The following is a 21573-nucleotide window of genomic DNA, read 5'->3' as shown; positions in this document are numbered from 1 at the left end:
GGTGCCGGTGGTCCACCGCCCGGTGGGTTGCCGCCGCGCCCACCGAGCTCGCCCGGTAGCACGGCGCGTGGGTCGCCCACCGAATCGACCACCTGCCGAGCCAGATCGTGCACCCTGCGTCCCATTCCGCGAGCGGTGCGCCGCAGCCGCTCGAAGGCCTCCCGCGGGCGGATGTGGTTACGTTCGGCGAGGACCCCGATGGCCTGTTCCACGATTACGCGGGAGGCCAGCGCGTGTTCCAGCTGGACGACGGACAGCCGGAGCTGCTCGACCTCGCTCAGGTCACGATCGGGGCGGCGGGGCCGGCCGGGCGGGGCGAGATCCTCGGCCAGCAGATCGGCGAGCACCATTGCCGAGAGGAGGTCGCCGACCGGCCGGATCTCGGCTCCGGGACCCTCCACGACCCACCCGGCGGGAGTACGTCGAAGGCGCATGTCCGAGGGGGTCCGCCGGGGGCCGGTTCCCGCCCCGGTCCCGCCCGCCGCGGCCGCCGGCCCGGCCCGGCCCGGCGGCCCGGGCCGGACCGCCCGCGCGATGGTCTGCGGGGTAGGTATCCGCCCCGGTGGGCGCGGGGCCGCCGGTGGGCCCGGGGGGATCGGGCCGCCGGGCGGCCGGGGACCGTTCGCGGAGACCGTCGGCGGGCTCTGCACGGGAACGTCCCCGGTGGCCGCGAGTGCATCGGCCACCCCGCGCAGCAGGGCCAGGATGTCGGCCGATACGATCACCTTGCTGCGGTCCAGGCCGACGAGGAGGCCCACCAGCCGACCGTCCGCGCGGACCACCGGCATCGTGACATGACTGCGTATCCCGAGCTGGCGGTATTCGGCCGTGTCGGATCCGGCGTGCGTCGGGCCGAGACCGGACCCCGTGGCGGGCGTGCCGTCGAGCACGCGGGCGACCAGGCTGTCCCCCCGGGGGTAGTGCGTTCCCTCGTTGAGACCAGCGGAGGGACCTGTCACCCGGAGATAGCTCGCGGTCGTCGTCGATACCACGACGAAACAGGCCGTCTCCATCCGGTGAAGGGCACTGGCGGCCCGCAGCGCGGCATCGACGGTGCTCCACGCCTGTTCTGAAGGTGCTGACGACACAGGCCGAACTCTCCCACAAACTTCACGGGCAGTGACGGACACCGTCCCACGAGCCGGCCTGGGAAGGTAAGAACCCCCGAGATGTCGTTGCTCTACGTATCCGTTATGCGGCAGAAGTGACCTTCTCTGTGACTTGGCGAAGGCTTGGGTTCGTCATCACAGTGCCATCGGCAAAGAGCACGGTCGGTACGGTCGCGTTCCCGTTGTTCGCATCGCGGACACGTTGCTCTGCTGTCGGGTCCTGCTCGATATCAACGGTCGTGTACTCGACGCCGGCATGGTCGAGTTGGCGCTTCAGCCGAACACAGTAGCCACACCAGGAAGTCGTGTAGATCGTGAGCACGAAAGGGCCTCCAAGCCGCTGGTGACACAACGGTTCATGTAACCCCACCGCGGCGCTGTCGGTTCCCGCCGCGCGGCGGGGACTACCGTATCGGATGATGTCCGGACCGCCTGCCTTCGCCGCCCAGGCCGCCCGTGTGCGGTCGGGCAACGATCTGCTCGCCGCGCTCGATCCCGAACAGCGGGTCGCGGCCGGAGCTCCGCTCGGACCGGTCTGCATCCTCGCCGGCGCCGGTACGGGTAAGACACGCACCATCACCCATCGAGTCGCGCACATGGTCGCTCAGGGGGGGGCCGGGCCGGGTCAGATCCTGGCGGTGACCTTCACAGCCAGGGCCGCGGGAGAGCTGCGCGGCCGGTTGCGGGCCATGAGTGTTGATGGAGTGCAGGCCAGGACGTTCCATTCCGCGGCTCTCAAGCAACTGTTGTACTTCTGGCCGCCGGTCGCCGGGGTCGCGCTGCCCAGGGTGGAGAAGAGCAAGATCCCGTACGTGGTGCGGGCGGCCGCCCGCCTGCACCTGCGGCCGGACCGGGCCGAGCTGCGCGACCTCACCTCGGAGGTCGAGTGGGCGAAGGCGACGCTTGTGGGCCCGGCGGACTACGCCCGGATGGCGGCGGCGAGCGGGCGGGAGACCGCCACCCCCCCCGAGACGGTCGCCCGGCTCTACGCCGCGTACGAGGAGGTCAAGCGCGACGCCGGTGTGATCGACATGGAGGATCTGCTGCTGCTGACCGCGGCGATGATCGAGGAGCACAGCTGGGTCGCGGCCGAGGTCAGGGCCAGATACCGCCATTTCGTCGTTGACGAGTATCAGGATGTCAACGACCTGCAACAGCGTGTCCTCGACGCCTGGCTGGGGGAGCGCGACAGCCTCTGTGTCGTCGGGGACCCCCATCAGACGATCTATTCGTTCACCGGGGCGTCGCCCGAGCACCTGCTCGGGTTCCCGCGCCGGTTCCCGGACGCGGCCGTGGTGCGTCTGATCCGGGACTACCGGTCCACCCCCCAGGTGGTCGGACTCGCGAACACCCTGATGCGGGCGGCCCCGGCGGCTCGCATCATCGCTGCCTGCCCGGAGGGTCCCGCCCCGGTGTGGCTGGAGTGCGACAGCGAGCCGGCGGAAGCCGCCGCGGTGGCGTCCCGGATCCGCCGGCTGCTCGACCAGGGCGTGCCGGCGAGTGAGATCGCCGTGCTGTATCGCACGAATGCCCAGTCCGAGGCGTATGAGGCGGCGATCGGCGGGGCCGGCATCGCTTACCTGCTCCGGGGCGGGGAGAAGTTCTTCGAGCGGAGCGAGGTCGTCGCAGCCATGCGGTTGCTGCGGGCCGCGGTGCGCTCTGCCGACACCGACCGCCCGGAGGGACTCACGGCCGTCGTCGCCGACATCCTCGCGGCGCTCGGCTGGCGGGCGGACCAGCCGACGGTGGGCTCGGGCGCCGAGCGGGAACAATGGGAGAACCTCGCCGCGCTGCACCGGCTGGCCGGCGATCTCGCCGCCCGTTCGCCCGAGGCCGACCTTGAGGCCTTCGTCGCCGAGCTCGGCGACCGCGCGACCCACGAGCATCAGCCGACGGTGCAGGGGGTGACCCTGTCGACCCTGCACACCGCCAAGGGCCTGGAATGGGATGCGGTGTTCCTCGTCGGGCTGACCGAGGGCACGCTTCCCCTTGTCCATGCCAGGACCGCCGAACAGATCGCCGAGGAACGTCGCCTGCTCTACGTCGGGGTGACCAGGGCCCGCAGGCACCTTGTCCTGTCCTGGGCGCTGTCCCGGGCAGAGGGCGGCCGGCGGTCGCGGCGGCCGTCCCGGTTCCTCGACGATCTGCGCCCGATGCGCCGGGAGCCCGCGGCCGGCGTCCGCCACGGGGGGCGAGGCGAGGGCACGAGACCCGTGGCCGGGGCGGAGGAGGCCAGCCCGGGTCGGTCCCGGAGCAGATCGGCGGTGCGGTGCCGGACGTGCGGCCGGTCGTTGACGGGTGTGCATGCGCGGGTCGGACGCTGCGAGGGCTGCCCCGGCGACGTCGACGCCGCGCTGTTCGAGCGCCTGCGGGCGTGGCGTTCGGCGCGGGCGAAGGAACAGGGGGCACCGGCCTTCGTCGTCTTCACCGACGCCACGCTGCAGGCGATCGCCGAGAGCCGGCCGAGCACGGTGGCCGAGCTCGTGCGGCTGCCCGGCATCGGACAGGCCAAACTCGACCGTTACGGGGAGGACGTACTTGCCCTCGTCGCGGGGCGCACGCCGCCGCCGGTCGGGTCGCCACCGGTGGCGGAGTCATTGGAGTCCGGCACGCCGCCCGACGCTTCGTAACTGGAAGTGTCCGCAGCGCGACACAGAAAATATGTTGTGGTTCGCGCGGCGAGCTTCTACCGTTACCGAGGACGCCTGAAGCAGGCATGTGGAGTGACACCCGTCGGCACCCACGGACTCCGGAGCCCACAGAGAAGGAGGTGATTTCGTCGTGTTCAGCATTGTGATGGACAGAGCTGTCGCCGAGATCACCCGTCCGTGGGAGAACCGGCACGGCGCGGCCTTCATGAATGCCGTCATCGGTGCGCCCGCCGGCCGTGGCACGTCCGCCGCCGTCCTCACGGTCCAAGCCAATGATCTGTCGGCCCAGGAGTCCGCGTTCCCGAACCCGGCGGGGGGCGTGGCGTCGGCGTCCGGCTATGCACACCGTCATCTCACCTTCCGGGGATCCGCCCACGATCCGCTCCTGGACTAGCGCCGACTGGAGCCGAATCCGAGGCCGCGGATCCCGATGGGGACCGCGGCCTTTGTCGTTTCGCTTCCTTCATCCCACCCGAAGACCAACCTGTCTCGGAGGTGACACCGGTGTTCGACCCCTCGATCGTTTCCCGGATCGAGCGGGATCGTCTCGTCCTGCCCTGCTGGGACGTAGATCCTGACATGTTCTTCGCTGAGTCCCCGGCGGACGTGGAGACCGCCAAGGCCGTCTGCCGGACCTGCCTCATCCGGGCGGCGTGCCTGTCCGCCGCGCTCGACCGTGCCGAGCCCTGGGGAGTGTGGGGTGGCGAGCTGCTGGTGACCGGTAGCGTCGTCCCGCGCAGGCGGCCCCGCGGCCGTCCGCGCAAGGAGCGCAAGGAAGAAGAGGTCGCCGCCTGAGCCCTCCGTGCCACCCATTGATCACATGGGGGCGGCGGTGGCATCGCCGCACCAGCACGGGCGGGACACCGGATCGTCGGTGTCCCGCCCACCGGTGTTGCCGCGCTTTTTCTTCCGGTGGTGCCCGCGGCCCCGGTACTGTTTCGGCGTGCCCAGCAGCGAGCGTGTCTACCCGGTGTCCACAGGTGCGGGTCCGGCCGGAGCGCCGGGACTGACCGCATCCGACGATCTTTCTCTGGCCGTTGCCGTCCTCACCAGTCCCGAGCTGGCCGCGATCGTGGATCTCGTGGCCTGGGTCGATTCCGGCTGGCTCTACGTGGCGAACGCGATCGGTTCGTCGCGGTTGCCGGTGGCCGATCCGGACGGTCCCCGGGAGCTCCGCTTCGGGCGTGACCCGCTCGGGTCGGAGGATCCGATGCACGGCGTGCCGCTCGCGGCGGCGCTCGCCGACCCGTCACCACCGAACGAGTGCAACTCCTACCCGTTCGCCGGACGGCGACTGCTGTCCGCCTTCGCCGATCCCAGCCGTTCACCCGATCTGATCGTCGTACACACCCCCCGGCACTACTGGCCCGACCGCGGCGGCCACCTGGGCGAGCACGGATCGTTGGATGCCGGCCAGTCCCGGGCTCCGCTGATCCTGGCCGGCGCGGGCGTGCGGGACCGGGGCCCGCGGGCCGGCGCGGCGCGGGTCATCGACATCGGACCCACCCTCGCGGCCCTCGCCGGCGTGACCATGGCGGATGTGGAGGGGACGCCGCTCACCGATCTGGTGGGCCCAGGGGCCCGGTACGTCGTCGGCCTGCTCTGGGACGGGGCAAACAGCAATGACGTCCTGCACCTCGCGCACACCGGCGAGCTGCCGGGGGTCGCGCGTCTGCTCGCCACCGGGACGGCCCTGACCGGTGGCGCGATCGCCGAGTTCCCCAGCGTCACGTTGACCAACCACACCTCCGCGCTCACCGGAGTCGGGCCGGGCCGGCACGGCATCCTGCACAACGTGTACTTCGACCGGGCGACCGGCGAGCAGGTCGTCGTCAACGACGTGCGGACCTGGCATTCCGCGTGCGATCAGCTTCGGGACGGGGTGGAGACGCTGTTCGAGGCCCTCGTGCGCGACCGGCCCGGGGCGACCAGCGCCTGCGTGAACGAACCGGTCGACCGGGGTGCGGACTACTCGACCTTCGGGCTCGTGCGGGCCGCCGGTAACCACGGCGGGGCCGGCGATATGGGGGACTACCTGCCTCCGGCCGACGGCGACCCGCACGCCACCGCCCACTGGGTAGGGGAGAGCGCCGACTATGCCTGGTCCACCCGGGTGGACGCGCTCGGCCTCGCGCAGGTCCAGCAGCTCTGGGCGGCGGACGCGGTGCCCCCGGACCTGATGTGGTGGAATACCACCATTACCGACACCGGGCATCACGGGGGCGGCCCGTACTCCGAGCAGGCCCGCGCCGCGCTGCGGGACGCGGACGCCCGGTTGTGCGCCTTCCTCGACCTGCTCGCCGAGCGGGATCTGCTGGCTGAGACCGTGATCCTGCTGACCGCCGACCACGGCTCGGAGGCGGCGGATCCCACCTGCCAGGGCGACTGGGGGGCTGCGCTGCGCGCCGCCGGGGTGCGTTTCCGGGACGAGGGATACGGTTTCCTGTATCTCGGCGTCGACATCGTCGACATCGTCAAGCAGCCGGGGGCTGACCCGTCGGGCCAGGCCCGTCAATAAGCGTCGGTCACGGTTGCGGGGTCGGAGAAGACTCCTCGTCCGGTGCCCGGCGCGGGGCGGCCTTGCGGCCTGACCGGGGTCGAGCCGCGGCGGAGCGGTTCGCCGGGGTGGAAGGCCGGCTCGGTTCGGCCGGCTCGGCCTGCATGGGCAGCGCCGCGGGGGTGGTGGCCCGGTTGGCCGCCGCCGCAGCAGTGTCGGCCGCCGATCTCCAGACCTCGTCCTGGACGAGGAGAGCGGGCAGGGGACGACCGGGCCGGTTGGCGTCCTCGGCCGCGCGGGCGGTCGCCGTCCCCGGTTCGGCGAACCCGGGTTGCCAGCGCTCCATCTCGTCCCGGAAGCGGCCGGTGCTGCCCAGTTGGCACAGGATGCCGATCGCGCCGAGTGTCACCCGGTGGATGAGCAGGTACGACGGCGGCAGATTGAGCTGGCGACCGAGCTGTGCCGCCGCCGACCGCCAGTCTCCGAGCCTGGCGGCCTCCTTGCGCAGCCAGCCTCGGGAGAAGGTGAACTCCTCCACCGCGATCGGCTCCAGCATCGGGGCCAGATAATCCAGCAGGTCCTCGGTTCGGATTTCGGCCGACGGCGGGATGAAGCCCTCACAGCGCAGTCCCTGCTCGACGGCGTCGGCGTCCCCGGCCAGGGTCTGTCGAGCCAGCCGGCCGATCGGCGCCGGCAGGCCGTCCGGCAGGCGGTTCACGGCACCGAAGTCCAGGACGCCGAGCCGCCCGTCGGACAGCAGGCGGAAGTTGCCGGGATGCGGATCCGCGTGCAGCAGACCGGCGCGACCCGGGCAGGAATAGAGAAACCGCACGAGCAGCAGGCCGGCGGCGTCGCGCTGCTCCGGGGTACCGTCCGCGATGATGACGGACAGGGGGATTCCCTCGATCCACTCGCTCACGAGCACCCGGCCGGAACCGGCCAGCGGCCAGGGGATGACGACGTCCGGGTCGTCTGCGTACGCCTCGGCGAAGGCCCCCTGCCAGGCGGCCTCCAACCGATAGTCGAGCTCCTCGGCGATCCGGGCCTTGAGCTCCTCGACCAGCGGCTTGATGTCCAGCCCGGGAGTGACCGCGCCGAACAGCCGAGCGGCCCGGCCGAGCTGGGTGAGATCGGCGAGCAGAGCGGGACCCGCTCCCGGATACTGCACCTTTACCGCGACGGCCCGGCCGTCGGCCCAGACCGCCCGATGCACCTGGCCGATGCTGGCTGCCGCCGCCGGAACGTCGTCGAAGCTCGTGAACAGCGAGCGCCAGTCCGCTCCGAGCTCCTCGGCGAGCACGCGGTGCACCACCGCCGCCGGCAGCGGGGGCGCCGCCTCTTGCAGCCTGGTCAGCGCCGCCCGGTAGGGCCCGGCGACGTCGTCGGGAAGCACCGCCTCGAAGACGGACAGCGCCTGGCCCAGTTTCATGGCGCCACCCTTGAGCTCCCCGAGTACCCGGAAGATCTGCGCGGCGGTGCGCTGCTGGAGCTCGGAGGCGACGGCCTCGGCGGGGCGACCACCGATGCGTTTGCCGACGCCGAGGGTGGCTCGGCCGGCTATGCCGATGGGAAGCGTGGCCAGCTTGGCGGTGCGGACGACAGCCCGCCGTGGGATCTCGGACACCGCTCCATCGTGCCCTGTTCCGCGTCGTCACGGGTGCCGGCCAGGCGTAATGACTCCAGGACGCCAAATGGCTCCAGGACGTCGACGCGGCGACCGCCCGCGGAGTGGAACGGTCACGCAGGTGCCACTGGCGAAGAAGCGTCCGCCGACGCGGCCGCCGATCGGGCGGTGCGGCAGGGACAGTTGGGGTGGACCGGCCAGGTGCGTCGGCGGATCCGCCAGCCGGGAACGGTGAACTCCAGCGTGCCGTCGGCGGTCACCGGTAGGCCGGCGGTCACCGGTAGGACTGTGCGCGGGGGAGTCAATGCAACGAAGGTCTCATTGTTGCTGCTTGCTGTCGGTGGCAGGTAGGCCGAGTTGTCGGGATGTTGGCCAGGGGCGGGGCCCGTGACGCCGGATAGGTCGGATAAGTCGGATAGGGCGGGTGGAGGCGAGGTCCAGAAAGGCCAGGGCCTGCATGGCGGTGAGCGCGGCGACAAGACCCGCCAGGGTGATCTCGCAGGCGTCCGGCCCGGCGGCCGGGCGGTGGGCCATCTGCATGGCGAGCACCGGCCAGACCGGGTTCCGGGAGTACCGGTGGAGATGCTGGCAGTGCAGGCACGCGGTCACGGTCGGCACGACGAGCGGACCGACGATCCCCGTGGTCTCTCGCACTCCGGCCACGAGATGGGCGGTGCCCCGGCCTTCCAGGTCGAGGCACTCCCCAGGATGGATCATCGGCAGACCGACCGGAGCCAGCACAATCAGGTCCGCGGCGAACCCGTCCTCGTCGGGCCGGCGGTGCCCGGCGGCCTGCCGGCTGGCCCGGGTCATCGCCGCGCCGGTGGCCAGGGACCGGGGACGCCCCACATCGTCGAGGCGCAGGCCGCCCGGGGAGACGTCGGCGGCGGTCGTCACCTCGGGATCGTCGATGACGACCCGGCCGATCCCGGCCGCGGCGAGCAGGGCCGCGACCTGAGCACCGACGCGACCGGCGCCGCGTACAAGAACACGCATCGCCCGGCGGGTGGCGAGGACCCGGCGCGCACCGGCCGGATCCTCTGATACCAGGGACAGCGCAGCCAGATCGGGCGACAGGCGGTCATGCTCGACCGCGGGCAGCGGTGCCGCACCGGGAGGCGCCGTGGCGTCGTCCAGCAGGCCGGCCTCGGCGAGCAGGTCGAGCAGGACCCGGCCGGCGGGAGTGCCATCGAGACGCAGCTGCTCCAGCGTGCGGCTGCCGTCGAGGGCGTCGAGCAGGGCGGCGTCCGACGGGGCCAGGTCGGCGAGGAGGACGGCGCGTGCGGTGTCGATGCCGAGCTGCAGGGTGGAGCTGTTGTGCCAGAGCTGGCGCAGGCCCGGCTTGAGGATCGGGCGCATGGATCCTCCGGGTGTTCCCGCCGGCCGGTCGAGGCCGGGGAATCGGACCAGGATGGGCCGGTCACGGCGACCGGCGGATCCTCAGCGTGGCACGTCCGACCGGCGAAGGGGGAACGCCCGTGGATCGCTGTGGACGTGCTGTGGACGAGACTGTGGATCACCCCGGTCCGCCCGGGTTACCTGTCCGGCTTGTCTGGTCCGTCGGATCCGCCATCGGCGGGTGGGGCGCCGCGGAGTTTCTCGATTTCGCCGATCGGGTCGTCGAGCGCGCTCGACGGCGCGCCGGACACGAACGCCTCTGGGGCGGCGAGATCTGCCGCGGTGGGCAGCAGATCGGGATGCGCCCACAGCGCGTCGCGACCCTCGTGACCCCGGGCGTCCCGTACCGCCTCCCACAGGGCGGCGGCCTCCCGCAGCTTGCGTGGCCGCAGGGAGAGACCGACCAGCGTGGCGAAGGTCTGCTCGCCCGGACCGCCTTCGGCGCGACGGCGCCGCACCATTTCGCATAGTTTGCCCGCGGCCGGCAGATGACCGGCGGCCGCGGCGTCCGTTACATGATCGACCCAGCCCTCGATCAGCGCGAGGATCAGTTCGAGACGGGCGAGCGCGGCCTTCTGCTCGGGGGTGGTGGCGTCGCTGAACACGTCCTCGCCGAGCGCCTCCGACAGCCGTTCAGGATTCATCAACGCCGTCGGGTCGACCATCCGCATCACCCGTCCGACGGCCTCGGTGTCCACCGCGATGCCGCGGGCGTACTCCTCCACCGCGCCCAGGACGTGGGCGCGTAGCCAGGGGACGTGCGCGAACAGCCGGTTGGACGCGGCCTCCCGCAGCGCCAGGTAGATGCGTACCTCGTCCTCGGGGATCTCCAGGCCCTGACCGAAGGCGACGACACCCGCTGGGATCAGGGCGGCGGTCCCGACCGGTCCGAGCGGCAGCCCGACCTCGGTGGAGGAGACGACCTCGGCGGCCAAGGTGCCGATCGCCTGCCCCACCTGGGCGCCGAACAGCATCCCGCCGACCCGGTTCATCATCTGCATAATGGGGCCGCCGGTGGCCATCAGCCCGCTGAGGTTGAGCCCCGGGGGCAGCGCGCCGCGCAGCTCACTCGGCAGCTCGATCCCGCCGCCACCGAGCTGGTTCAGCCCGCTGGAGATCCCAGTGCGCATCGCCTCGACGACCTTCGTGGCGATCGGGTCGCAGAGGGTCTGCCAGACCGGCAGGGTCTTCTCGATCCACTCCTGCCGCGACCAGGCCTCGGCCGCCGTGGCTCCGGCCGGCAGCGAGGTCACCGCGTCGAGCCAGACGTCGGCGATCCGCATCGCCTCGCCCACCGGCTCCCGCTGGGCCGTGGACACCGCGGAGTCGGTGTCGCCGAGGGATCTGACGGCCACCTGGCGGGCCAGCTCCCAGTTGACCGGACCGCCATGCCAGGACAGCAGCCGTTCGAGCTCGGCAAAGAACGGGGCGCCGCCACCGAAGGGGGGTCGGGGCTCGTCGCCGCCGCCAGCGGGCGTGAAGCCGAACGGGAAGTTGCCACTCATCGGCCGTAGCCTCCTCGGGAGGCGGGCAATCGCACGCACAGTTGGCACATGAACCCACGGTAATGCGTTTTCTGCCCAACGGGCGAAACGGCGCTGGCCCCGACCGTTACGGTCGTAGCTGTGGAACCGACGTGTTCTCTGGCGGGGGCCCCGCCGACCGCTCCCGCGTCACCTTCGCCGTCTCCGTCACCTTCACCTTCACCGTCGTCCGCGCCGGACCCGGACCCGGTCGCGCGGGTGACGCTCGCCGAGATCCGGGACGGCGCTCTGTCGGTGGACGAGTGCCTGGCTGCCGTGCGGTTCCCCGGTGTGGGGGGGATCGCCCTGTTCGTGGGCACTGTCCGGGACCAGGACCAGGGCCGCGGGGTGACCGACCTGACGTATCAGGCGCATCCCCGGGCCGGCACGGAGATCGCCCGGGTCACCGGCGACGTCGCCGCGACCGCACCGGTGCTGGCCGTCGCGGTGGTTCACCGTACCGGTCACCTCGCCGTCGGGGACACCGCCGTGATCGTGGCGGTCGGCGCGGCCCACCGGGCGGAGGCTTTTGCCGCCTGTCGTCGTCTGATCGATGACATCAAGGAGCAGGTTCCCATTTGGAAACACCAGATTTTTGCGGATGGCGCGGCGGAATGGGTAAGCGCCTGCTGATCGGGGCACCCTACGATAGAAATTAAGTCATCTTCTTGCCCGTCTCGACGTCGAGGCTCCCATGTGGTTCCTGTTGATCCCCCCCGTCGCCGTGCTCATAACTCTTGCGTGGGTCGCCCTACGCAGCCGTCCCGACCGCACCTCCGAAGCCATGATCACGATTGAGGGCTACCGGCGCAGTATGGCCGCGCTGGCCCGACCGATCCCCACCCAGCACGAGGTTCGTACCGTTACCGCCCTCGACGAACCCGGCCATCCCGGCCATCCCGGGCGGTCCGCCGCGGCCGGGGCACCGCCCTCCGAGAGACACACGGCGCCGCCGTCCGAGTCCACCTGATCGTCTCCGTCCGGCGGCCGGGGCATCTCACCGGCCGCCGGGCGGCGGTTCAGGACCGAGTGGTCCTTCGAGTCCCTCGATCGTGCTTTTGATCTCGCTCTTTACTCCCCACTTCTCGGCCTGCCGCGCTGCCTTCCGCGCGGCCTTCCGGGACTCTGCCACGGCCTTCCGCTGCGCCTTTCGGGCCACCGAATGCCTTTCGGCACCGATCATCGCAACCCCGGGCCGTCGTGGCGAACCTCGGTTCCCGGACGCTGGGACGAGGGTTGTGAGCCCTGGTACTATGGACTGTGAGCATGGTCCGGCGCACCCAGACCCTCGTGGTCGCGTCGGTACTGGCTTTGGTTCTCGTGGTCGCGGGGCTGTGGATGCCGGTACCGTTCGTCACCTTGGCCCCCGGGCCGGTCACCGACACTCTCGGCAGCGTCGACGGGACGTCCTTGATCACTGTGGAAGGCCGGCGGACCTATCCGACCACCGGCAAGCTCGAGCTGACCACGGTCGAGGAGACGCCCCGGCTCAACCTCGTCACCGCGCTGCAGGACTGGTCCGACTCCGACCGGGCGGTGGTGCCCAGCGAGCTGATCCGGCCGCCCGGTTTGAGTCAGGAGCAGATCCAGCAGGAGAACGCGCAGGCGATGCTCGACTCGCAGGACCAGGCGACCGCGGCAGCGCTCGCGCAGCTCGGTATCGCGCCCACCGGCCGTTCGGTCGTGGTCGCCGGGGTCCCCGCGGGCTCCCCGGCCACCGGCAAGCTGACGCCGGGCGATGTGATCACGAAGGTCGGCGGGGTGGCCGTGGCCAACCAGGAGGAGCTGCGCCGGCAGGTCGGGAAGGTGACTCCGGGCCATCCCGTGACGGTCACCTATCAGCGCGACGGAAAGACGGCCACGGCCACCGTCACGACTCGGGCCGCCACCGACGACCCCGCTCGCGCCATGATCGGTGTCACCACGACGGAGAAGCGGACCTACCCGTTCACGGTTCGTATCCGTATCTCGGATGTCGGCGGGCCGAGTGCCGGGCTGATGTTCGCGATGGGCATTGTGGACCTTCTCACCCCCGGCGCGTTGACCGGGGGAAAGATCATCGCTGGCACCGGGACGATCACCTCCGCCGGTGAGGTGGGACCGATCGGCGGTATCCAGCAGAAGATCCTCGGGGCCAGGGTGTCCGGGGCATCGATCTTCCTGGTCCCCGCGGGGAACTGCGGCGACGCCCGCGCGATCGACTCCGGCGGTCCGCGCCTGGTGAAGGTTGAATCGCTGGCGGGCGTGCTGAAGGCCGTCGACGCCCTCCGGGCGAATCCGGCCGCGGCGGTGCCGTCCTGCTGAGCGCGCCCCAAGCGCGCCCCATCCGTGCCATGCGCCATCCGTGTGCGCTCGGTGGCGCTGTTGTGCCCGGTGGCGCCGGTGCCGGAAGGGGACGGGCGGCTGCCGTGCGCCGCCGCCCACCGGGTCGACTCACTGGAAGGTCGCGAGCAGCCCGTCGACGAGGTTGTCGGCCAGATCCGGATCGATGACGAGTTCGTCGTCTCCGCGGACTCGCAGGCAGGACGCGTGCAGCCCGCTGCGGGTGACTCCGACGGCGAGGCGGACGTCCTGGCGTTCGGGATGGTTCGCCGCCCAGTACTCGATCTCGTGATCGGAGTACGGAGCCTCCTCCTCCGCGCTGGGCGGCAGGACGACAAGCTCGGTGACCAGCACGCACCCGAGCACCTCCGGCGGCCATCCGATCCCCGCCAGCACCTCGTCGAGCCGTCCCACCGGCAGCGGTTCCTGCTCGACCGGGGTCAGTGACCCAGGCGGGGAGTCGCCGATGTGGGGGGCCAGCGCGGGTTCTCGCGCCAGCAGGTCGGCGGTGTCGGCCAGCGCGTAGACCTGGCTGGGCTGATCCCACCCGGAATCGGCGACGTGCCGCTCGACCTCGAGTACGACGGAGGTCAACTCCGTGATGTTCGGGCTGTTCACCGACCCATCCTCTCCGATCTCCCCAGAGCCCTTGGCGTAGGTTGCCGTACTAGCGCGGTACGCGCCCCGAATCACCGACGCACGGAGGAACCTGTGGCAACCACCAGTCGCCGCCCGGTGCTGACCCGCACCAAGGTGCTCGTGCCGGTGCTGCTTGTCATCGTCCTCGCGATCACGATCATCGCCGTCTTCACTCAGCTATACACTGACCTGCTGTTCTACCGCTCGATCGACTTCAGCAGGGTGTTCACCACAGTCCTCTACACCCGGATTTTGCTGTTCGTCCTCTTCGGCGCGGTAATGGCGATCATCGTCGGAACCAACATCGTACTTGCGTACCGGCTACGGCCGCCGCTTCGGCCGTTGTCGACCGAGCAGCAGAACCTGGAACGTTACCGGTCGGCGATCGAGCCGTACATGCTGCTGATCCTGCTCGCGGTCACGACGCTGTTCGGTCTGGCCGCGGGCCTGTCCGCCGCCGGCCAGTGGCGGACGTGGCTGCTGTGGGTGAACGGCGAGTCTTTCGGGACCCCTGATCTGCAGTTTCACCGGGACATCAGCTATTACGCGTTCAGCTATCCCTTCCAGCGGTTCCTACTTGGCTTCCTGCTGACCGCGGTGCTGCTGTCGTTGCTCGTCACCCTGCTGACCCACTACCTGTTCGGCGGAATCCGGATGCAGACCCCGGGGGAACGGGTGACCCCGGCGGCGAAGGCGCACATCTCGGTGCTGCTCGGGCTGCTCGCCCTGCTCAAGGCGTGGGCGTATTACCTCGACCGGTTCGGCTCGGTGTTCTCCTCGCGCGGGGTGGGGACCGGTGCGTCCTACACCGATGTACACGCCGTGCTGCCGGCGAAGCTGATCCTGCTGTTCATCTCGCTGGCCTGCGCGGTGCTGTTCATCTACAACATCTTCCAGCGGGGCTGGACGCTGCCGCTGCTCGGCGCGGGCATCCTCGTCCTGTCCTCGGTGGTGATCGGCGGAATCTACCCGGCGATTGTCCAGCAGTTCCAGGTCCGGCCGAACGAGGCGACCCGCGAGGAGCCCTACATCGCGCGCAACATCGCGGCGACCCGGGCCGCCTACGGCATCCAGGACGTCGAGCCGCAGGACTATGCCGCCAGCACCGACGTCACCGCCCAACAGGTCGCCGCCGACACCGGCACGGTCCCCAACATCCGCCTGCTTGACCCCAGCAAACTCTCCCGGACGTTCCAGCAGCTCCAGCAGTTCCGCGGCTACTATGGTTTCCCGCCGACTCTCGACGTCGACCGGTACACCGTCATAGGGGCGGACAAGAAGCCGACGACCCAGGACTACGTGGTATCGGTGCGGGAGCTGAACCAGGCCGGGCTGGGAACGCAGCAGCGCAACTGGATCAACGAGCACCTGACCTATACCCACGGCAAGGGATTTGTCGCGGCGCCGTCGAACACCGTCGACGTGGGGCGCCCCGACTTCGATCACGGCGTGAGCGGTTTCCCGCAGGACGGTACCTTCGGTATCAAGGAGAACCGCGTCTACTTCGGGGAGATGTCGCCGTCGTATTCCATCGTCGGCACCAGGCAGATGGAGATCGACGGGCCGGGGCCGGGAGAAACCCAGGTCACCACGACCTACCAGGGCGACGGTGGGGTCTCGATCGGCTCGACCTTCCGTCGGGCGCTGTTCGCGCTGCGGTTCGGGGAGAAGAACATCCTGCTCTCCGGCGACATCACGAAGAACTCCCGGATCCTGTACGAGCGAAACCCGCGGGACCGGGTCAGCAAGGCAGCGCCCTGGCTCACCCTCGACGGAGACCCGTACCCGGCAATTGTCAACGGCCGGATCACCTGGATTCTCGATGGTTACACAACCTCCGACGGCTATCCCTACTCCGCCCGGCGCACTCTGGGTGACGTGACCGCCGACTCGGTGACCACCCAGAGCGGCAACCGCACCCGGCAGGCCTCGAACCAGGTCAACTACATCCGTAACTCGGTGAAGGCGACGGTGGACGCCTACAACGGCACCGTCACCCTCTACGCCTGGGATGAGTCCGACCCGGTGCTACGGACCTGGATGAGGGCGTTCCCGGACACGGTGAAGCCGAAGAGTGACATCCCACCGTCCCTCCGGGCACACCTGCGTTATCCGGAGGACCTGTTCAAGGTCCAGCGTGATCTGATCGGGCAGTACCACATCTCCAACCCGCGGGACTTCTACTCCCAGGAGGACTTCTGGGATGTGTCCGACTCGCCGGATGGAAGCGGGCAACCCCAGCCGCCGTTCTACGTCTACAGCCAGCTTCCCGGGCGCAAGGGCCCGTCCTACAACCTCACCTCACCGTTGATCTCCGCCCGGTCCTCGAAGCTCGCGGCATACATGGCGGTGTCCAGTGACTCCGCCAACTACGGCCGGTTCACTCTGCTCAAACTGCCGGCGGGGAACACGATCAACGGTCCGGTCCAGGTGCAGAACGCCATCGAGGGCAACGGCGACGTGGCCAAACAGCTGTCACTATGGCGCAGCGGGGGAGCGACCACGATCGAGGGTAACCTGCTGACCCTGCCCGTGGCCGGCGGGCTGCTCTACGTCGAGCCCTACTACGTCCAGGCCAGGGGGAGCACCGGCTACCCGACCCTGCAGGGGGTCGCCACGGCCTTCGGTGACCGCATCGGTTTCGGTACCTCGCTGGGTGAGGCCTTGGAGAAGGTCTTCGGCGCCGGCGCCGGTGCCGCGGCGGCCGGGGCCGGAACCGGGGCCACGACCACGGACACCGGTCAGGACAGCACGCCGGCCCCCAGATCAGGGCAGGGCGGGACAGGCGTCCCGCCGCCGGGGCAGACCGCGCTGCAGGACGCCGTGGGCGACGCTGACCGCGCCTACCAGGCGGGGCAGGACGCCCTGGGCAAGAGCCCGCCGGACTTCACCGCCTACGGGAAGGCCCAGAGCGAGCTGGCTGATGCGCTGGGTCGCCTGCGTACTCTGTCGAGTCCGGCGGCGACGCCACCCGCTGCCACGGCATCATCCGGTGCATCGGTAGCCGCGTCACCGGTCCCCGCGTCACCGGCCGCCAAGCCACCGGCTCCGTCCCCTTCGGCGACCGTGGCCGGCGGCGACACTCCCGGTCCACCGGGTGCCCGGGCCGCCCCGGCACCCGGCTAGTCCCGAAAGTCCCACATTGGGGCCGCCATCGGTTTGACAGCTACCGATGGCGGCCCTGTATAGTGAAGACACACCGACGCGGGGTGGAGCAGCTCGGTAGCTCGCTGGGCTCATAACCCAGAGGTCACAGGTTCAAATCCTGTCCCCGCTACCAGTCGAAAGCACCCTCGGAATTTTTTTCCGAGGGTGCTTTCGCATTTATGCAGGCATCATTATCACGAGCCGTTTTCATCGGAATCCGCCCGGTCCTTCCCCCGGTCGGCGACCCGGGCGCCCGGCCGGGATGCGCGCCGACACCCGGCGGCGCGACACCCCGCGGCGCGGGCCCGGATCGGCGGTCGTCCACGCCCGGGACACACGGTGGCGGCCTGGGACCCGCCCCCGGCCTGGCGGCCATCGGCGGCGGGTTCTCCCGCGGCGGCCCGTCCCGGGATCAGCGGGGGGTGGTTCCCGGGGTTCGCCACGGGCTCGCCGGACGCACCGCCTCGGCCGCCCGCACCAGCGCTTGGGCCAGCCGGCGGGCCTCGTCCGGATCCAGGTAGGCCGCGGCAAGGGTGTCGAGCATGGGCGCATCCAACCGGAGCAGGATGACCGGAGCCTTCCCGGCGCTCGCCGGTGGCTCGGGACGCACCGTTATCTCCGCCTGCCCGATCCGGGTAACCATAATGCCGTCCTGCGGGTCATGGTGGACCAGCGCCATGTTCACCCCATCGTGTGTCCGGGCCAAGGTATTTGAAGTTCGTTGCGCATGTTGGACTCTTGTTGTGGCCGCTTGGTTGTTCCCATCGGCGGTACAAACGGTGACACCCCCGAACCGCATACCCGCCCGCGTCGCCGCATCCGGCAACCCGTCGGCAGGTCCTGCGCCCTATCGATGTTCGACCCGGCCCGGCTTCCCCTCCGGCCTGGCGGCCCGCGCTGTCGGCACCCGGACGTTTCAGCGTGCTCCCCACGTGTAGGTCTGCTTGACCAGCCGCAGGTAGACGAACGTCTCGGTGGCGAGGACCTGTGGCAGGGCGCGGATCTGCTTGTTGATCAGTTCGAGCAGATGCTCGTCGTTCTCGGCGACGATCTCCACGATGAGATCGAAGGATCCGGCCGTCAGGACGACGTAATCGACCTCGGGCAGCGCGGCAATCGTGTCGGCGACGACGCGGGTGTCCCCGGTGACCCGTACCCCGATCATCGCTTCCCGGTGGAAGCCCACCCGGAGCGGGTCGGTGACGGCGACGATCTGCATGATGCCGGCGTCGAGCAGACGCTGTACCCGTTGGCGCACGGCCGCCTCGGAGAGCCCGACCGCCGCCGCCATGGCCGCATAGGACCGCCGGCCGTCCTGCTGCAGTTGCTCGATGATGGCCTTGTTGACATCGTCCAACAGGGTGCCGGAGCTGAGTCGCTGGCCGGGCGACCGTCGCGACTGCACCCGGCGTCCTCCTCGGTCCTCCGTGGCGGTTCCCCACGCCCGTTCACGCTGGCCTGTCCCTGCTGCCATCGTATGGCCGTCGATGAGTGAACTGGGAAGCGAGCCTTATCCACGCAATCTTCGACGGATTCCATCGTCAAGCTGCCGATCAGGCTACTCTTTCAGTGGCTGATCGGTGGAAAGGATGCGTGGATGGCGTCGAATGTGATCGCTTCCGGGAGCGGTGTGACCCGGGCCGTGCCGCAGGCCAGAGCCGCGGAGCTGGCCGCGCGCGAGTCCGCCCGCCTCAACGCCCGCACCCGGGGCTCGGCGGCGCTGCATGCGCGGGCGGTGCGGTCGATGACCTCCGGGGTGCCGTCGTCCTACCAGGTACGTGATCCCTGGCCGATCTACCTCACCCGCGGTCTCGGGCCGAAGGTCTGGGACGTCGACGGCAACGAGTACGCCGACTTCCACAACGGGTTCGGTTCGATGGTGCAGGGGCACGCCCACCCGGCGATCGTGCGGGCCGTGACCGAGCGGGTGGCGCTCGGTACGCACTTCGCGATGCCCACCGAGGACTCCGTGGTGGTCAGCGAGGAGTTGGCCCGCCGCTTCGGGCTGCCGCAGTGGCGCTACGTCAACTCCGGCTCCGAGGCGACGATGGACGCGATCCGCATCGCCCGCGGCGTCACCGGCCGCGACACGATCGTCAAGATCTTCGGTTCGTACCACGGGCACCACGATTACGTGATGGTGTCGATCGGGACCCCGTACGACGACATCGGCCCGGCCGAGCATATGAACTCGCTGGGTTACGGTGCCGGGATCCCCCGGGTAGTCGTCGACCTCACGGTGCCGGTCCCCTTCAACGACGCTCCGGCGATGGAGCGGCGGATCGCCGCGCTCGCCGCTGAGGGACGCCTGCCCGCCTGTGTGATCATGGAGGCGGCGATGATGAACCTCGGCGTCGTCCTGCCGGAGCCCGGTTACCTGGCGGCGGTCCGGGAGATCACCTCCCGGTACGGGGTCATCCTGATCTTCGACGAGGTCAAGACGGGGCTGTGTGTCGCGGCCGGTGGGGCCACCGAGAGGTTCGGCGTGCGCCCGGACATGGTGACCCTGGCCAAGGCGCTCGGTGGCGGGCTGCCGTCCGGGGCGATCGGCGCGACGGCGGAACTGATGGAGGTCGTGGCCTCGGACCGGGTGAAACAGGTCGGCACGTACAACGGCAACCCGCTGACCATGGCCGCCGCCCGGGCGAGCTTGTTCGAGGTGCTCACCCCCGACGCCTACACCCACCTCGACCGGCTGGGTGGCCGGTTGACCGCCGGCTGCGACGAGATCCTGGCCCGCCACGGCATTCCCGGCTACACCGTCGGCATCAGCTCGAAGGGATGCGTGCACTTCACCGACGCGCCGATCCGTGACTACACCTCGTTCATGGCGCACCAGAACGCCGAGTTGCCCGAACTGGCCTGGCTCTACAACGCCAACCGCAACGTCCTCATGGCGCCCGGGCGCGAGGAGGAATGGACATTGTCGGTGCAGCACACCGACGCCGACGTCGACCGTTACCTCGACAGCCTCGACCAGATGGCCCGGGACCTCGTTGGCTGAGCCGGCCCGATCCCCCAGGAGGGACTAGAGACATGGATGCGATCTTCGCCAATCTCATTGGTGGCGTCTCCACCCCGGCCGTCGATGGCGAGACAATGCCCATCCTGAACCCGTCGACGGCGGACCTGCTGGCGCAGGCACCCCGGTCGGGGCCGGCCGACGTCGACGCAGCCGTGCGGGCCGCGAGCGCGGCGTTCGAGGGCTGGCGGGACACCACGCCCGCGCAGCGGTCCCGGGCACTGCTGCGGGTGGCCGACGCGCTGGAGGACCGGGCCGACGAGGTCGCGGCGGTGGAGAGCGCGAACACCGGCAAACCGCTGCGGCTTACCGTGGACGAGGAGGTCGGGCCGTCCGCCGACCAGATCCGGTTCTTCGCCGGGGCCGCGCGGCTGCTCGAGGGCCGGTCGGCCGGCGAGTACCTGGCGGGGCACGCCAGTTGCGTCCGCCGCGAGCCCATCGGGGTCTGCGCCCAGGTCACGCCCTGGAACTACCCGCTGATGATGGCGGTCTGGAAGGTCGCGCCGGCGATCGCGGCGGGCAACACCGTCGTGCTCAAGCCCTCCGACACCACCCCGGCCTCCAGTCTGCTGCTCGCCGAGATCGCCGCGGAGTTCCTCCCGCCCGGCGTGCTCAACGTGGTGTGCGGCGATCGTGACACCGGACGCGCGCTGGTGGCCCATCCGGGCCCGGCGATGGTCTCGGTGACCGGCAGCGTGCGGGCCGGGATGGAGATCGCCCGGGCCGCGGCGGACTCCTTGAAGAGGGTGCACCTCGAACTCGGGGGCAAGGCGCCGGTCATTGTCTTCGACGACGTGGATCCGGCGGTGGTGGCGCGGCAGATCGCCGAGGCCGCGTACTTCAACGCCGGCCAGGACTGCACGGCAGCGACCAGGGTGCTGGCCGCGCCGGGCGTCCACGACGACCTCGCCGCCGCCCTGGCCGAGGCGGCCGGGAAGACGGCGACCGGATCGCCGGAGGAGCCCGACGTCGACTACGGGCCCCTCAATAACGCGGGCCAACTGGCCCGGGTGAGCGGTTTCGTGGAGCGGGCACCTGAACATACCGAGGTGCTCGCCGGCGGTGCTCCGCTGGACCGGGCGGGCTACTTCTACCCGGCCACGGTCATCTCGGGTCTGCGCCAGGACGACGAGCTTATCCAGTCCGAGGTGTTCGGCCCGGTCATCACGGTGCAGCGGTTTGACTCGGAGGACACCGCGGTCGTCTGGGCCAACGGGGTCGAGTACGGCCTGGCCTCCAGCGTCTGGACCCGCGATCACGGCCGGGCCCTGCGGGTCGCCCGCCGGCTGGACTTCGGCTGCGTATGGACCAACACGCACATCCGGCTGGTGGCGGAGATGCCGCACGGTGGGTTCAAGAAGAGCGGGTACGGCAAGGATCTGTCGGTCTACGGCCTGGAGGACTACACCAGGATCAAGCACGTGATGAGCAACATCGAGTTCTGACCACCAGGTCTGACCACCGGGGTGGAACCGAGTTCTGGCCACCAGGTTCTGGCCGCCAGGTCGGAGTGGTCGGGCGCGGGGAGCCGGGTACGAGTCCCGGGCCGGCTCCCAGGGTAGGCCGTGGAAGTAGGATGGTGTGCTTCGAGCCGGGGTGATCGCCGGTCCGGGGCGGGTGGGTGGCGGCGAGTCGCGGGTG

The 21573-nt window shown here is 70.4% G+C and carries 18 protein-coding genes and 1 tRNA gene; 11 read left to right on the top strand and 8 right to left on the bottom strand.

The window, feature by feature from the left end:
- Together AC08OJ_RS08895 and AC08OJ_RS08890 are read right to left on the bottom strand one after the other, a co-directional pair.
- Nucleotides 1-1088, bottom strand: a 1088-nt coding sequence (locus tag AC08OJ_RS08895; RefSeq protein WP_476595480.1) for a GAF and ANTAR domain-containing protein, incomplete at its 3' end; no start/stop codon positions are given.
- 103 nt (nt 1089-1191) lie between these two features.
- Complete coding sequence (locus AC08OJ_RS08890; RefSeq protein ID WP_476591593.1) at nt 1192-1431, bottom strand: mycoredoxin; 240 nt, start codon at nt 1429-1431, stop codon at nt 1192-1194.
- A gap of 94 nt (nt 1432-1525) precedes the next feature.
- On the opposite strand from AC08OJ_RS08890, the gene AC08OJ_RS08885 reads away from it, so the two are divergent.
- The 4 genes from AC08OJ_RS08885 to AC08OJ_RS08870 all read left to right on the top strand — a co-directional run bounded on the left by AC08OJ_RS08885 (nt 1526) and on the right by AC08OJ_RS08870 (nt 6278).
- Nucleotides 1526-3739 carry an ATP-dependent DNA helicase UvrD2 gene (locus tag AC08OJ_RS08885; protein ID WP_476591594.1) on the top strand — a complete coding sequence of 738 codons (2214 nt, stop codon included), beginning with the start codon at nt 1526-1528 and terminating at the stop codon, nt 3737-3739.
- Between the two features lie 151 nt (nt 3740-3890).
- A complete protein-coding gene (locus AC08OJ_RS08880) occupies nt 3891-4154 on the top strand; it encodes a hypothetical protein (RefSeq protein WP_476591595.1) in 264 nt (87 codons plus the stop codon).
- A gap of 110 nt (nt 4155-4264) precedes the next feature.
- Nucleotides 4265-4555: a WhiB family transcriptional regulator gene (locus AC08OJ_RS08875; RefSeq protein WP_476595479.1), complete on the top strand. Its 291-nt coding sequence runs from the start codon at nt 4265-4267 to the stop codon at nt 4553-4555.
- A gap of 148 nt (nt 4556-4703) precedes the next feature.
- Nucleotides 4704-6278: an alkaline phosphatase family protein gene (locus AC08OJ_RS08870; RefSeq protein ID WP_476591597.1), complete on the top strand. Its 1575-nt coding sequence runs from the start codon at nt 4704-4706 to the stop codon at nt 6276-6278.
- 7 nt (nt 6279-6285) lie between these two features.
- Here the strand turns inward: AC08OJ_RS08870 and AC08OJ_RS08865 are convergent, their stop codons facing one another.
- The 3 genes from AC08OJ_RS08865 to AC08OJ_RS08855 all read right to left on the bottom strand — a co-directional run bounded on the left by AC08OJ_RS08865 (nt 6286) and on the right by AC08OJ_RS08855 (nt 10784).
- The gene (locus tag AC08OJ_RS08865) at nt 6286-7881 is read right to left on the bottom strand and encodes an ABC1 kinase family protein (protein WP_476591598.1); all 1596 of its coding nucleotides are present in this window, start codon (nt 7879-7881) and stop codon (nt 6286-6288) included.
- 318 nt (nt 7882-8199) lie between these two features.
- Entirely contained in the window at nt 8200-9240 is a 1041-nt protein-coding gene (locus tag AC08OJ_RS08860; RefSeq protein ID WP_476591599.1) for a ThiF family adenylyltransferase, read from the bottom strand.
- A 176-nt stretch (nt 9241-9416) separates the two neighbouring features.
- A complete protein-coding gene (locus AC08OJ_RS08855) occupies nt 9417-10784 on the bottom strand; it encodes a zinc-dependent metalloprotease (protein ID WP_476591600.1) in 1368 nt (455 codons plus the stop codon).
- Between the two features lie 237 nt (nt 10785-11021).
- Between AC08OJ_RS08855 and AC08OJ_RS08850 the strand changes: the two genes are divergently transcribed.
- The 3 genes from AC08OJ_RS08850 (at nt 11022) to AC08OJ_RS08840 (ending at nt 13106) form a co-directional block, all read left to right on the top strand.
- Nucleotides 11022-11435: a molybdenum cofactor biosynthesis protein MoaE gene (locus tag AC08OJ_RS08850; protein ID WP_476591601.1), complete on the top strand. Its 414-nt coding sequence runs from the start codon at nt 11022-11024 to the stop codon at nt 11433-11435.
- 61 nt (nt 11436-11496) lie between these two features.
- On the top strand, nt 11497-11772 hold the full coding sequence (locus AC08OJ_RS08845) for a hypothetical protein (protein WP_462188354.1): 276 nt from the start codon (nt 11497-11499) through the stop codon (nt 11770-11772).
- A 296-nt stretch (nt 11773-12068) separates the two neighbouring features.
- Nucleotides 12069-13106, top strand: coding sequence for a YlbL family protein (locus AC08OJ_RS08840; RefSeq protein WP_476595481.1), 1038 nt, complete (start codon nt 12069-12071; stop codon nt 13104-13106).
- Between the two features lie 129 nt (nt 13107-13235).
- Here AC08OJ_RS08840 and AC08OJ_RS08835 read toward each other — a convergent pair whose 3' ends face one another.
- Nucleotides 13236-13742, bottom strand: coding sequence for a PPA1309 family protein (locus AC08OJ_RS08835; protein WP_011438157.1), 507 nt, complete (start codon nt 13740-13742; stop codon nt 13236-13238).
- A gap of 93 nt (nt 13743-13835) precedes the next feature.
- Between AC08OJ_RS08835 and AC08OJ_RS08830 the strand changes: the two genes are divergently transcribed.
- On the top strand, nt 13836-16889 hold the full coding sequence (locus AC08OJ_RS08830; RefSeq protein WP_476591603.1) for a UPF0182 family membrane protein: 3054 nt from the start codon (nt 13836-13838) through the stop codon (nt 16887-16889).
- Between the two features lie 77 nt (nt 16890-16966).
- A tRNA-Met gene (locus tag AC08OJ_RS08825) sits at nt 16967-17043 on the top strand.
- A gap of 279 nt (nt 17044-17322) precedes the next feature.
- Here the strand turns inward: AC08OJ_RS08825 and AC08OJ_RS08820 are convergent.
- Both AC08OJ_RS08820 and AC08OJ_RS08815 read right to left on the bottom strand, forming a co-directional pair.
- A complete protein-coding gene (locus AC08OJ_RS08820) occupies nt 17323-17709 on the bottom strand; it encodes a DUF6907 domain-containing protein (protein ID WP_476591604.1) in 387 nt (128 codons plus the stop codon).
- A 117-nt stretch (nt 17710-17826) separates the two neighbouring features.
- Nucleotides 17827-18315, bottom strand: coding sequence for an Lrp/AsnC family transcriptional regulator (locus tag AC08OJ_RS08815; RefSeq protein WP_476591605.1), 489 nt, complete (start codon nt 18313-18315; stop codon nt 17827-17829).
- 192 nt (nt 18316-18507) lie between these two features.
- On the opposite strand from AC08OJ_RS08815, the gene AC08OJ_RS08810 reads away from it, so the two are divergent.
- Both AC08OJ_RS08810 and AC08OJ_RS08805 read left to right on the top strand, forming a co-directional pair.
- Nucleotides 18508-19914, top strand: coding sequence for an aspartate aminotransferase family protein (locus AC08OJ_RS08810; protein ID WP_476591606.1), 1407 nt, complete (start codon nt 18508-18510; stop codon nt 19912-19914).
- Nucleotides 19915-19946: 32 nt separating this feature from the next.
- The gene (locus tag AC08OJ_RS08805; RefSeq protein ID WP_476591607.1) at nt 19947-21377 is read left to right on the top strand and encodes a gamma-aminobutyraldehyde dehydrogenase; all 1431 of its coding nucleotides are present in this window, start codon (nt 19947-19949) and stop codon (nt 21375-21377) included.
- The last annotated feature ends 196 nt before the right edge of the window (nt 21378-21573 follow it).

This window comes from Frankia sp. CgKIO3 (assembly GCF_977946435.1).
Note: the sequence above shows the minus strand (reverse complement) of the source record. Positions and strands in the feature narration are given on the sequence as shown.

Excerpts from the sequence above, each read along its gene's own strand:
- AC08OJ_RS08855 (WP_476591600.1), bottom strand. The coding sequence starts at position 10,784 with ATGAGTGGCAACTTCCCGTTCGGCTTCACGCCCGCTGGCGGCGGCGAC.
- AC08OJ_RS08840 (WP_476595481.1), top strand. The coding sequence starts at position 12,069 with ATGGTCCGGCGCACCCAGACCCTCGTGGTCGCGTCGGTACTGGCTTTG.
- AC08OJ_RS08845 (WP_462188354.1), top strand. The coding sequence starts at position 11,497 with ATGTGGTTCCTGTTGATCCCCCCCGTCGCCGTGCTCATAACTCTTGCG.
- AC08OJ_RS08820 (WP_476591604.1), bottom strand. The coding sequence starts at position 17,709 with ATGCGGTTCGGGGGTGTCACCGTTTGTACCGCCGATGGGAACAACCAA.
- AC08OJ_RS08860 (WP_476591599.1), bottom strand. The coding sequence starts at position 9,240 with ATGCGCCCGATCCTCAAGCCGGGCCTGCGCCAGCTCTGGCACAACAGC.
- AC08OJ_RS08885 (WP_476591594.1), top strand. The coding sequence starts at position 1,526 with ATGATGTCCGGACCGCCTGCCTTCGCCGCCCAGGCCGCCCGTGTGCGG.
- AC08OJ_RS08810 (WP_476591606.1), top strand. The coding sequence starts at position 18,508 with ATGGCGTCGAATGTGATCGCTTCCGGGAGCGGTGTGACCCGGGCCGTG.
- AC08OJ_RS08805 (WP_476591607.1), top strand. The coding sequence starts at position 19,947 with ATGGATGCGATCTTCGCCAATCTCATTGGTGGCGTCTCCACCCCGGCC.